The following is an 11,801-nucleotide window of genomic DNA, read 5'->3' as shown; positions in this document are numbered from 1 at the left end:
AGCGATGAAAGTTACAATCTACCTTTAGTGTGGTGATGTCAAAAGACCCTTCCCCGGCAATGCCTTCGGCGACGTTAGGAATAACCACCTTCTTCAGTCCGTGTAGGTAGTAACGTTTAAGCATGATGCAAAAGAAAAACCGGGCCTTTTTAAAATGGGCCGGTGGCAAATATAGCTTGGTAGAGCACATTCAAGCCAGATTACCGCAAGCTAACAAACTTATTGAACCGTTTGTTGGTGCCGGCTCTGTATTTTTGAATACGCAATACAAACGTTACCTTCTCAATGATATCAACCCTGATCTCATTAACCTGTACAACTTTTTAAAAGCACAACCCGATGCATTAATTAATGATGCGCGTGAATTTTTCTGCGACAAGCGTAACGACGAAAAAATGTATTATGCATTGCGAGAAGAGTTCAACAGTACACAGGATGAGTATTACCGAGCCATACTCTTTTTGTATCTGAACAGACATGGTTATAACGGTTTGTGTCGCTACAGCCTGCAGGGCCGATTTAATGTTCCTTTTGGGCGCTATAAAAAACCATACTTTCCCGAAGATGAAATGTTCGTTTTTTCTGAGAAGTCACAAAAGGCTACGTTTACCTGCTTGCCTTTTGAAAAAGTGTTTTCAAGGGCGCGAAGAGGCAACGTGATCTATTGCGATCCGCCTTATGCACCTATTAGTAAAACGGCTGCTTTTACGAGTTACGCGGCTCGCAGCTTTGGACAAGATTCTCAAGAAAAGCTAGCAGAACTTGCAACCCGAGCCTCTAAAAAGCGCGGTATTCCAGTGCTGATTTCCAATCACGACTTGCCACTAACACGTTCACTTTATCATGGTGCTGATTTCAGCATGCTTTCAGTAAAGCGTTCAATTAGCCAAAATGGTGCTAAGCGACAACCTGTAGATGAGATATTGGCTTACTTTCCGCCAGCGAAGGTGCTGCCAAAAGCGAAAGTGAGAAAAAGAAAAGCGAAGTCACCTGTAGTGGTGCCCTCTATATAAGCGCGGTTTGATTAAGTACTGTAGCCGCTGTACCACTTCACGAACATAAACAGCAAAACCACAAAGGTAATTACTAGCACAACGCCAATAATTGCAAAACTAATAAAGGTGCCTTTTGTGAAGTCTCGTTCGTAATTTTTGTGACTTTGAACACCAAACAGACTAGCAATTACACTCCCCAGAACTGACCAAAAACCAGTACCAGATTGCATAATCACACCTTAAGCGTCGTTAGGCGAAGAAGAGAAATCAACGCTGCCATCATCACTGTGCAGCAGTTCGAGTAGGTCAAGAAAGTGAAACTGAAATGACGGCGACTTGCCTGCTATCCAAGAAAACCAACTTACCTCTTCAACGCCATCTTTATGACGGGCACATTGATTTTGAATGTGGCTTGCCGGAAGTTTAGGATTAAACTCGGTAACAGGTTGATAGTTACAGACAGACGAGCGCGATTGAGGCGCAGACGACAACGCTACACTAAGTAACGCGGCGCTACCGCACACTGCAAAAAAAGGGAGAACTTTCATCCTGAATACTCCTAGCACTCGTTTAAAAATTAATCTCATTATAATCAAATCGAACGTTGGAACAAGACTATTGTTACTAAAATAAGTAAGTGCACAAAAATAGGTTTTCTACACTGTAAGCTTTTGCTAACACCAATACTGCGAAACCTTATTCTTAAGCACAATATAAAAAGCCTAATGACAGCATTAGGCTTTTAACTCAACGTTCATTGGGCCTACCTTGGCCCAACACTAACTCACAATTACAGTTGGAAATCCATCGAGTAACCAACAGTGAATTTCACTGCGTCGTTATCAAATTCGTCTTCACCACCCATATCGTCTAGATCTGTACCTGTAATAGCGAAACTAAAGCCATCTTTAGACAGTGAAATACCATAATCAACGTAGCCTTCTACACCGTTGAACGCTTCTGCAAAGTCACCTTCGTGATAGCCTACGTGTAAACCTAACTCTGTGCCATTAAGTACTTCAAACGCATAATCAAGTGAAGTATAAGACGCTTGCGCGAAGCCAAAGTCTTGGCCTTCGCCTTCATCAGCTTCTGTGTGTGCTAGCAGATAAACGGTTAGGCTCAGTCCACCCATACCAACGCTACCGTATACTTCAGCAAAATCGAAGTTAGCTTCGTCGTCGTAGTTGTAGTAAAGGTAACCGAAGTCGTAGGCAACACCGTCTGACTCACCAGAAAAACCGAAATACATATCGTGCTCGTATGAGTACACATCACCCGCACCGTAGTTTACGTTAGACGCCCAAGTACCCGCATAAAAGCCACTTTCGTGCGCGTAATCAATACCACCTTGAACAGCAGCTTCGTTAGTGGTTTGTGTAAGACCACGCCAAATGTAGTTGCTGCTCACGCCTGCGTTTGCAGTGAACTCGCCTTCAGCATAGCTTGGCATCGCAGTTAATAGGCACGCTGAAGAGATAGCAGCGGCAAGTAATGTTCTTTTTGTAGATGTTTTCATGTGTGTTCTCCAGTGAAATTCAAATTTGTTGTTGTAATTTGTTTTTCTGTCTTCTTATTTTTGGACTGGATAACGCAAACTTAATGCCCATTTATGGTTCATCTTAAAAAACGCACAACAAACCAATAAGTAATTGAATTTTATTAATTTAATTTTATAAAAAAATCACACCGCGCAAATACACATGCAGACAAACTGAATAAACATGCACCAACTTAACGCGACCTCACCAAAATTGGGCAGTGCATTGTGGGTATTTGCGACTGATTTAGTGCGCATCGAAAGACTGTTTATTGCAATACGTAGTAAACAGATGCGCTTTTGGGTAAACTTTCGCTGAATTCACGCGTTTGCAACTCGTTGAGCTTATTCAAGGTTCTATCGGGCAACGCATTTGGATGTTCACTTAAAGGATGCACCATGAAACCATTTTTGATAGCCCCTTCCATATTGTCAGCCGACTTTGCTCGACTGGGCGAAGACGTAGAAGCAGTATTAAAAGCGGGAGCAGATGTGGTGCACTTTGATGTCATGGATAACCACTATGTGCCCAACCTCACCTTTGGACCAATGATTTGTGAAGCACTGCGCAACTATGGAATAAGTGCGCCAATCGACGTTCACTTGATGGTGAAACCGGTCGATGATCTCATTGAAAAATTTGCTAAGGCTGGTGCGAGCTATATCAGCTTTCACCCAGAGGCATCTGAACATATAGATCGTTCACTCCAGCTAATTATTGATTCGGGTTGCAAACCAGGTTTGGTATTTAACCCCGCTACGCCGCTACATTACCTTGATCACGTTATGGATAAGCTACACCACATCCTAATAATGTCGGTTAACCCTGGGTTCGGCGGGCAGAAATTTATTCCCAGCACCCTCGATAAAGTGCGAGCCGTTAAACAGCGAGTTAAAGAAAGTGGCTACGACATTCGAATAGAAATTGACGGTGGCGTAAAAGTAGATAACATTCGCGACATAGCTGAAGCGGGTGCAGACATGTTTGTAGCAGGCTCAGCCATTTTTTCTCAAGATGACTATAGCGACGTTATTGGCCAAATGCGCCACGAACTCGCGGCATTATCAAAAGCATAACATTTTAAAAACGTAATACAGGTAAAGACAAATGAGTAATAAACCCGTTGTATTAAGTGGCTGTCAGCCTTCTGGACAACTTACCCTTGGCAACTATATGGGTGCACTTAAACAGTGGGTTTCCATGCAAGACGATCACGATTGTCTTTATATGATTGTAGATCTTCATGCAATTACTGTAAGACAAGATCCTAAATTACTCGGCGAAGCCTGTCTTGACGGCTTAGCACTTTACCTTGCTTGTGGTATCGACCCGCAAAAAAGCACTATTTTTATGCAATCACATGTCCCTGAGCATGCACAGCTTTCGTGGGTACTGAACTGCTATGCGCAAATGGGCGAGCTTAACCGCATGACTCAATTCAAAGATAAGTCGGCGAAAAATGAAAACAATATTAACGTAGGCTTATACAGCTATCCGGTTTTGCAAGCTGCTGATATTTTGCTTTACCAAGCAGATAAAGTACCAGTAGGAGAAGACCAGAAACAGCACCTTGAACTTACTCGTGACATTGCTACACGCGTGAATAATTTATACGGTGATGTATTCCGCCTACCTGATCCTTACATTCCAGATTTTGGTGCTCGCATCATGAGCTTGCAAGAGCCTGAAAAGAAGATGTCAAAGTCTGATACCAACCCTAATAACTTCATTGGTCTTCTAGAAGAGCCTAAAAAGCTGACTAAAAAGATAAAGCGTGCAGTCACTGACTCTGACGAGCAAGCAAACATCTACTTTAACCCAACAGAAAAACCTGGGGTTTCTAACTTGCTTACGCTGCTGTCTTTATCAACCGGGAAACCTGTGAAAGAGCTTGAGCCAGAGTACACTGATAAAATGTACGGCCATTTAAAAGGCGATGTGGCCGAAGCGGTTGTTTCGCTTTTAGAGCCTATTCAGCAGCGCTATGCCGAAATTCGTGCAGACCGCGCTTATCTTGACGAAGTCATGCGCCAAGGTGCAGAAAAAGCCAGCGCGCGCGCCGCACAAACCCTTAAGAAGGTCTACGACGCTGTTGGGTTTATTCCAAAGCCGTAACGCATCGCAATTGTAATGACAGAGGTTTATCGCGGCTGTGTTGCTGTTAATTGACAACTTTGATTCGTTCACGCATAACCTGGCGCGGTACTACACAGAACTAGGTGCTGATGTTGAAGTGATACGCAATAATGCGTTATCACTTGCCGATATTGAGCACCTATCGCCCTCACAGCTTGTTATTTCTCCGGGCCCTTGTACACCTAATGAAGCAGGTATTAGCCTTGCTGCCATCCAACATTTTGCTGGAAAGCTCCCTATTATGGGAGTGTGCCTCGGCCACCAAGCGATTGGGCAGGTATTTGGCGCAAAAGTGGTAGGCGCTAAGGAAATAAAGCATGGAAAAGTATCTGCGCTTCAACATTCAAATCAAGGACTGTTTGCCGGCCTTCCAGAACGCTTCGATGTCACTCGCTACCACTCACTCGTACTGGAGCCCAATACACTTCCTTCGACACTGCGTGTAGACGCTTGGTGCGAAACCGCCTGTGGTCAAAGGGAAATTATGGCTATTTCACACACCCAATATCCTATTTGGGGTGTACAATACCACCCAGAATCGCTGTTAACCCAGCATGGCCATGACGTTTTGCATGCATTTTTAAAACAGCCGGCGGTTTCTCTTAAGTAAATTCAGGGTGGGCCGATAACCTATTCGCAATTCCCTGTTTTATCATTTACTTTTGACTGAGTATAAGAACAGGGGCATATCAATCCACCCGCAGGGTACTTTACCCACGCCGGGTTTAGCGAAGTAGTAGGCCCCATGTACGATAGTGTTGCCGTTGTAAAGAAAGTAATGAGTAGGAGTGTTTTTAACATGACGATTGGGGCTTCAATGCCACCTACAATCGATGATCGTTTTGAAAATATGATTGTCTCCCCTGAGCGTGTTTTTGAAATGCTTGGGCGTCGTCGTGTCGGTGAAGTCACCTATGAGCAATCTGAGCAAGGCGATGCACGCCGTCGTCTCTTACATGTAGAAAAAGTTGCTATCGAGAACAAACGGCTTCAACAAAAATCAGAAGCGAGTTACGTCGAGAGTATAAATCATCAACTACATGAAATACTCCTTGGAGAAATGACTGAGTATTTGAGTCACACAGCCGAGTTATGCCAAGCGACCCTTTCCATACCAGAAAATATGGGTGAGTTGCTCGATGCATTATCGGTAAGGGCATGCACTATTTCGAAGCTAGAACCCATCGCCGCTAGCATGCCGTGGCTTTATGACGATCTCATTGCAGTGGTAAATACTCCGCGTTTTCGCCGCAAGGACTCTCGTGGGCGCATTATTGTGGTAGAAACGTTAAGAACAGCACTGAGTTTCTTGGGCATAGAGAACTTAAGGCTGTTAATCCCCTACTTCGTTCTTAAGCGTGCGTTACCTCAAGTGACCGACCCATACCCTCAAATAAAGCAAAAGTACCTAGCCTATGCCACTGGCGTTGCACTAACCGCAAAGCATTTGGCCGGTGAAACAGGCTTAAATAAGAATGAAGCCTATACACTGGGTATACTCAGCAATTTGGGTCGCTGTGCGGTCACTCGTTTGTACTTTAAACTTTTCGACAAAATACAAATGCATTTGCTACAAGAATGTCAAAAAGATAAAGAGCAGAAACGTCACGCTGCGCTACTTAAAATTACACCTTCTGCAAATCACTTAATAGCACTACAGCAAGAGTTTGCCGACTCGGTTACCGCAGACATTTTTGCGCATATGCAAATGACACGGTTACGCTTAGCTGACGCTATGCGATTATGTGCAGACAATGCGCCAGTGGAACGAAAAACGCTTAGTAAAACGCTTCATCAAGCTCGCACTTATGCGCAAGTACGTATGCTGCATCAACTCAAACTGGTTGAAATGAAAGAAATTAAACCACTTTTTAGCGAGCAGAAATACCCAACTGGAAGCCTTGAAGTGTTAAAATCTATTGACGTTTTCACCCTCCCTTTGGTGAAAAACGAAGCTCATTAGTAAATTTTTATTGGATATTCATGCACTCATTATTCGAATGAGTGCTACCTTTTTACTCAATATCAGGCGAATTTTTGTAAGGATACACTGACCCCCAATGTACCTTTACGCCTTTCTCGTACTGGTATTCCTTGTTAACACTAAAAGCTATATATCAGTATTTAATAGTTATTCACTTTTAATGCAAATTAAGCCACAGTCCTTATAAATAAAGGGCTACAGCCATTTACAGTGAAGACAAATGTTAAAAAAAATGGCATACTGTTAGCCAATTTCGATTAGTTTTTACGCGCCTAAGTCAGCTTTTGTTGCTTGTGAAAAGAATAAACGCTTTCGTCATAAGAGTAACAAACTGCAAACCACATTGTGTGTTTGGCGCCCAACGCAGAGGTAACAAAGATGAACGTAACTCGCGCTACATTTGATGATGTAATGGTTCCTAACTATAACCCGGCAGGTATGGTACCCGTTCGTGGTGAAGGTTCGCGTGTTTGGGATCAAGATGGTGCTGAGTACATCGACTTTGCAGGCGGTATTGCAGTAAACGTTTTAGGTCACTGCCACCCAGAGCTAGTGAAAGCATTAACCGAGCAAGGCAGCAAACTATGGCATTTAAGTAACGTATTTACTAATGAGCCAGCACTTCGCCTTGCTAAGAAGCTGACAGATGCGACGTTTGCAGAGAAGGTTTACTTTGCAAACTCAGGTGCAGAAGCAAACGAAGCTGCACTTAAACTTGCGCGCCGCTTCGCATTAGATAATTTCGGCGAAGAGAAAAACCAAATTATTGCTTTCAATAAAGGCTTCCATGGCCGTACATTCTTTACCGTAACGGTAGGTGGTCAAGCGGCTTACTCTGACGGTTTCGGTCCTAAGCCAGGTGCAGTAGATCACTGTGATTACAACGACCTTGCTGCCTTTGAAGCAATGATTTCTGACAAAACTTGTGCGGTAATGATGGAGCCGCTGCAAGGTGAAGGCGGTATCATTCCACCAGATGCTGACTTTGTAAAAGGCGTACGCGAGCTTTGTGACAAGCACAACGCACTACTTATTTTTGACGAAGTACAATCAGGTGTTGGCCGTACCGGTCACCTGTATGCATACATGGGTCTTGGTGTAACACCAGATATTCTGACTACAGCTAAGTCACTTGGCGGTGGTTTCCCAATTGGTGCAATGCTAACCACAACTAAAATTGGCGCGCATCTGAAGGCAGGTACACACGGAAGCACATACGGCGGTAACCCACTAGCGTGTGCTGTGGCAGAAAAAGCATTTGATATTGTTAACACACCAGAAGTTATGGAAGGTGTTCTTAAGAAAGAAGCACTGTTCCGTGAATTGCTTGGAGCGATTAACGATAAGTACAATGTTTTTGAAGAAGTTCGTGGTCAAGGGATGCTTCTTGGTTGCGCGCTAAATGAAAAATATCAAGGTCGTGCACGCGACTTTATGATGGCGGCAACAAAAGAGAATCTAATGTGTCTTGTTGCTGGCATGAACGTTGTTCGTTTCGCGCCATCACTGGTAATTCCAGATGAAGACATCAAAGAAGGTCTTGCACGTTTCGAACGCGCGGTAGCTGCCGTTGTAAACGCCGAATAATTACAACACGAGTAGCGAACATGAATATCATTCGCCCTATCACAAAAGCAGATTATAACGCGCTGAAAGAGATAGCTGTCGAGTCGGGCATAGGCTTTACGTCTTTGCCCGTTAACGACGAGTTACTACAACGCAAAATTGATCGTGCCGAAACTGCGTTTAACAAAGCAAACGTTACCGAGCCTGGCGATGAGTCATACTTGTTTGTAATGGAAGATACCACCACCGGCCAGGTGGTCGGTACGACAGGTATTGAGGCTGCCGTTGGCATAGATGATGCGTTTTATCATTACCACTTGAGCAAAGTGGTACATGCATCGCGTGAGCTTAACATCCATAACACAGTGGATATCCTTACTTTCTGTAACGATTACACTGGCGTAACAGAGATTTGTACACTGTTCCTTCGCGAGCAGGCACGTGGCGGCATTAACGGACGCTTTCTATCAAAAGTACGCTTCTTGTTCATGATGGAACACCGCGAGCGTTTCTCTGAGACCGTTATTGCAGAAATGCGTGGTGTAAGTGACGAAGAAGGTCGCTCACCATTTTGGGAATGGCTTGAAACGCATTTCTTCTCGTTGGATTTTCCAACTGCTGATTACTTAACGGGTATTGGCAACAAGGTATTTATTGCCGAGCTTATGCCTAAATATCCTATCTATGTGAACTTACTCAGTAAGGAAGCACAAGATGTGATTGGAGAGGTGCACGAGAAAACACGCCCCGCATTACAGCTTCTTGAAGAAGAAGGCTTTTCATGTCGCGGTTACGTAGACATTTTTGATGCAGGGCCGACGGTAGAAGCAAACCTTAGCCATATTCGAACGGCACAATCGAGTTTAAAACTACCTGTGGTTATTGATGACAGTGCAGCGGCCCAAGGCCAAACGCATTATATAATCAACACCTCAATTTCTGATTTTCGCGCCGTAGCCACCGAGATGACAGTAAGCGAAGAGCAAAACGTTGCTGTATTGTCTCGCCAAGCTGCTGCGGCACTTAACGTTAAAGAAGGTGAAGAAGTTCGCTTTGCACCTGTAACGTTTAGAGACTAATAAGGACACCCACAATGCTACATACACATTTTATAAACGGTGAATGGGTTGCCGGACAAGGTCATGACCTTAAGTCAATTGACCCAGCTAAGAACGAAGTAATTTGGGAAGGCAAGTCTGCTACTGCCACCCAAATTGACAATGCGATTAATGCAGCGCGTGCCGCATTACCTGCGTGGAGCATGAAAACCGTAGAAGAGCGCCTTGAAATCATCAAGGTATACGGCACCAAGCTTGAAGAAGCGAAAGCGCACCTTGCAAAAGTGATGGCTAAGGAAACAGGCAAGCCTGAATGGGAAACGGCCACCGAAGTGGGCGCCATGATAGGTAAAATCGGCATCTCAGAAAAAGCGTATTTTGAGCGTACCGGTAATGTTGAAAACCCCATGCCTGTGGGCAAAGCATTTATTCGCCATAAACCGCATGGCGTGGTGGCGGTATTTGGTCCTTACAACTTCCCAGGTCATCTTCCTAATGGGCACATTGTACCTGCACTGATTGCAGGCAACACCGTTGTATTTAAACCAAGCGACCTAACCCCAATGGTTGCGCAAGAGATGGTTAAACTATGGGACGCGGCAGGTCTACCGGCCGGTGTGCTTAACCTAGTACAGGGTGAAGTTGAAACGGGCAAAGCGCTTGCTTCTCACAATGACATCGACGGTCTATTTTTCACCGGTAGTTCGCGCACGGGTAAAATCTTGCACGAACAATTTGCAGGTCACCCCGGCAAAATTTTAGCCCTTGAAATGGGTGGCAATAACCCACTAATCGTTAAAGATGTAGCAGATGTTGATGCAGCGGTACATGATATCGTGCAATCTGCATTTATTACTTCAGGTCAGCGCTGCACTTGCGCACGTCGCCTGTTTTTACCTGCAGACGCACAAGGCGACGCAATACTTGCACGTTTAATTGAAGTTACTAAAAACATCAAAGTTGGCGATTACGACGCTGAAGATCAGCCATTTATGGGTGCAATGATTTCAAGTAATGCTGCTGCGCTAATGGTAAAGGCTCAACAAGAGCTAGAAAACCTTGGCGGTAAGGTATTAGTTCGCTTAGAACAAAAAGTCGAGAACAAAGGGTTCGCAACTCCGGGGATTATCGATGTGACGGACATGCTGTCTTCGCTACCTGATGAAGAGCACTTTGGCCCACTACTTAAAGTCATTCGTTATACCGACTTTGACGCAGCCATTGAAGAAGCGAACAATACCAGCTTCGGTCTTTCAGCGGGTCTGTTAGGCGACAACGAAGAAGACTATCGTTATTTCTTTGCGCGTATTCGCGCAGGAATTGTTAACTGGAACCGCCCAATTACGGGTGCCAGCAGTGCCGCACCATTTGGTGGCGTGGGCGATAGCGGTAACCACCGCGCCAGTGCATTCTACGCGGCAGATTACTGTGCGTATCCAGTCGCTTCTGTGGAACTTGAAAAAGTTACCATGCCTGGAGCGTTAAGCCCTGGTTTAACAATGTAATACTACTGTGGCTAACACTGTATTGGTGATAGCCACATTATTACCCTACATATTCAAACCTACTTAAAAAAAAGTAGAAGACAGAAAGGACCCTACAACTATGCATAGCAGCATCGATACGTTGTTTAGCAACATGTGGGACGATTACGTGACTATCACTCCTTCTGCGCACAAAATTCACGCGCTGTTAGCTGGAGAAGAAAACACGAACGACATCGTTAACGACCATGTTGCGTTTAGAACATTTGCGCTTGATAAAACGCGTCTAGACAAGCTCGCGGCACATTTTCTTGCATTGGGCTACGAAGCGAAAGGCGACTATGACTTTGAAGCCAAAAAGCTAACGGCAAAGCATTTTGAACATCCAGACGATACCAAGCCTAAAGTATTTATCAGTGAGTTACGTGTAAACGAACTATCAGAAGATGCGCAAGCCATTATCAAAAGAATGGTCGAACAAATGCCAGCTGAAGTGGTTGAAGCAGATAACTTTTTGTACTCAGGCAAGCATTGGGACGTGACAAAAGCAGAATATGATACCCTGCTTAACGAGTCTGAATATGCGGCGTGGATGGCGGCATGGGGATTCCGTGCGAACCACTTTACGGTAAGTGTAAACCATCTTACTCGTACCAACGAGCTTGAAGACGTTAATACCCTATTGAAAGAAGCAGGCTTTGTGCTTAATACATCAGGCGGCGAAATCAAAGGTGGTCCAGACGTTTTCTTAGCACAGTCGTCTACCATGGCTGATCGCGCTGACGTCGTCTTCAGTGACGAAACGGTATCAATTCCAAGTTGCTTCTATGAATTTGCACAGCGCTACGACATGCCAAATGGTGAGCGTTACCAAGGTTTCGTGGCTGCCTCTGCAGACAAGATCTTTGAAAGCACTAACGCCAAATAAATCGCGTTAAGTCTTAAGCATACAAAAAGCCCATTCACTTAATTGCAGTGTGTGGGCTTTTTTTTTAGCCAATAAGTGCCTCTTATTTTAGTGCTCGTCATGGGCAAGA

12 protein-coding genes are annotated in these 11,801 nt (G+C 44.5%); 9 read left to right on the top strand and 3 right to left on the bottom strand.

Annotation, left to right across the window (positions count from 1 at the left end; all coding sequences use genetic code 11):
* Positions 1-122 precede the first annotated feature (122 nt).
* Positions 123-1,013, top strand: a complete 891-nt coding sequence (locus tag JN178_RS01805) for a Dam family site-specific DNA-(adenine-N6)-methyltransferase (RefSeq protein WP_202263311.1) — start codon at positions 123-125, stop codon at positions 1,011-1,013.
* Positions 1,014-1,024: 11 nt separating this feature from the next.
* Here JN178_RS01805 and JN178_RS01800 read toward each other — a convergent pair whose 3' ends face one another.
* The 3 genes from JN178_RS01800 to JN178_RS01790 all read right to left on the bottom strand — a co-directional run bounded on the left by JN178_RS01800 (position 1,025) and on the right by JN178_RS01790 (position 2,514).
* Positions 1,025-1,225 (bottom strand): DUF2970 domain-containing protein, encoded by a 201-nt coding sequence (locus tag JN178_RS01800; RefSeq protein ID WP_202263310.1) that lies wholly within the window; start codon positions 1,223-1,225, stop codon positions 1,025-1,027.
* Positions 1,226-1,234: 9 nt separating this feature from the next.
* Positions 1,235-1,543, bottom strand: coding sequence for a hypothetical protein (locus JN178_RS01795; RefSeq protein ID WP_159627346.1), 309 nt, complete (start codon positions 1,541-1,543; stop codon positions 1,235-1,237).
* A 242-nt stretch (positions 1,544-1,785) separates the two neighbouring features.
* Positions 1,786-2,514, bottom strand: coding sequence for a TorF family putative porin (locus JN178_RS01790; protein ID WP_159627347.1), 729 nt, complete (start codon positions 2,512-2,514; stop codon positions 1,786-1,788).
* 420 nt (positions 2,515-2,934) lie between these two features.
* Between JN178_RS01790 and rpe the strand changes: the two genes are divergently transcribed.
* The 8 genes from rpe (at position 2,935) to JN178_RS01750 (ending at position 11,692) form a co-directional block, all read left to right on the top strand.
* Positions 2,935-3,612, top strand: a complete 678-nt coding sequence (rpe, locus tag JN178_RS01785; protein WP_159627348.1) for a ribulose-phosphate 3-epimerase — start codon at positions 2,935-2,937, stop codon at positions 3,610-3,612.
* Between the two features lie 31 nt (positions 3,613-3,643).
* Positions 3,644-4,651 carry a tryptophan--tRNA ligase gene (gene trpS / locus JN178_RS01780; protein WP_202263309.1) on the top strand — a complete coding sequence of 336 codons (1,008 nt, stop codon included), beginning with the start codon at positions 3,644-3,646 and terminating at the stop codon, positions 4,649-4,651.
* A 37-nt stretch (positions 4,652-4,688) separates the two neighbouring features.
* Positions 4,689-5,282, top strand: a complete 594-nt coding sequence (locus JN178_RS01775; RefSeq protein ID WP_202263308.1) for an anthranilate synthase component II — start codon at positions 4,689-4,691, stop codon at positions 5,280-5,282.
* A gap of 189 nt (positions 5,283-5,471) precedes the next feature.
* Entirely contained in the window at positions 5,472-6,635 is a 1,164-nt protein-coding gene (locus JN178_RS01770) for an HDOD domain-containing protein (RefSeq protein ID WP_202263307.1), read from the top strand.
* 399 nt (positions 6,636-7,034) lie between these two features.
* Positions 7,035-8,243, top strand: coding sequence for an aspartate aminotransferase family protein (locus JN178_RS01765; RefSeq protein WP_202263306.1), 1,209 nt, complete (start codon positions 7,035-7,037; stop codon positions 8,241-8,243).
* A 20-nt stretch (positions 8,244-8,263) separates the two neighbouring features.
* Entirely contained in the window at positions 8,264-9,301 is a 1,038-nt protein-coding gene (astA, locus tag JN178_RS01760) for an arginine N-succinyltransferase (RefSeq protein WP_202263305.1), read from the top strand.
* 14 nt (positions 9,302-9,315) lie between these two features.
* Positions 9,316-10,785, top strand: a complete 1,470-nt coding sequence (gene astD, locus JN178_RS01755; RefSeq protein ID WP_202263304.1) for a succinylglutamate-semialdehyde dehydrogenase — start codon at positions 9,316-9,318, stop codon at positions 10,783-10,785.
* Between the two features lie 100 nt (positions 10,786-10,885).
* Positions 10,886-11,692 (top strand): DUF1338 domain-containing protein, encoded by an 807-nt coding sequence (locus JN178_RS01750; protein ID WP_202263303.1) that lies wholly within the window; start codon positions 10,886-10,888, stop codon positions 11,690-11,692.
* Positions 11,693-11,801 lie beyond the last annotated feature (109 nt).

The sequence above is a fragment of the Alteromonas sp. KC3 genome, assembly GCF_016756315.1.
Classification (GTDB): domain Bacteria; phylum Pseudomonadota; class Gammaproteobacteria; order Enterobacterales; family Alteromonadaceae; genus Alteromonas.
Note: the sequence above shows the minus strand (reverse complement) of the source record. Positions and strands in the feature narration are given on the sequence as shown.

Excerpts from the sequence above, each read along its gene's own strand:
- JN178_RS01805 (WP_202263311.1), top strand. The coding sequence starts at position 123 with ATGATGCAAAAGAAAAACCGGGCCTTTTTAAAATGGGCCGGTGGCAAA.
- JN178_RS01800 (WP_202263310.1), bottom strand. The coding sequence starts at position 1,225 with ATGCAATCTGGTACTGGTTTTTGGTCAGTTCTGGGGAGTGTAATTGCT.
- JN178_RS01795 (WP_159627346.1), bottom strand. The coding sequence starts at position 1,543 with ATGAAAGTTCTCCCTTTTTTTGCAGTGTGCGGTAGCGCCGCGTTACTT.
- JN178_RS01790 (WP_159627347.1), bottom strand. The coding sequence starts at position 2,514 with ATGAAAACATCTACAAAAAGAACATTACTTGCCGCTGCTATCTCTTCA.
- rpe (WP_159627348.1), top strand. The coding sequence starts at position 2,935 with ATGAAACCATTTTTGATAGCCCCTTCCATATTGTCAGCCGACTTTGCT.
- trpS (WP_202263309.1), top strand. The coding sequence starts at position 3,644 with ATGAGTAATAAACCCGTTGTATTAAGTGGCTGTCAGCCTTCTGGACAA.
- JN178_RS01770 (WP_202263307.1), top strand. The coding sequence starts at position 5,472 with ATGACGATTGGGGCTTCAATGCCACCTACAATCGATGATCGTTTTGAA.
- JN178_RS01765 (WP_202263306.1), top strand. The coding sequence starts at position 7,035 with ATGAACGTAACTCGCGCTACATTTGATGATGTAATGGTTCCTAACTAT.
- astA (WP_202263305.1), top strand. The coding sequence starts at position 8,264 with ATGAATATCATTCGCCCTATCACAAAAGCAGATTATAACGCGCTGAAA.
- astD (WP_202263304.1), top strand. The coding sequence starts at position 9,316 with ATGCTACATACACATTTTATAAACGGTGAATGGGTTGCCGGACAAGGT.
- JN178_RS01750 (WP_202263303.1), top strand. The coding sequence starts at position 10,886 with ATGCATAGCAGCATCGATACGTTGTTTAGCAACATGTGGGACGATTAC.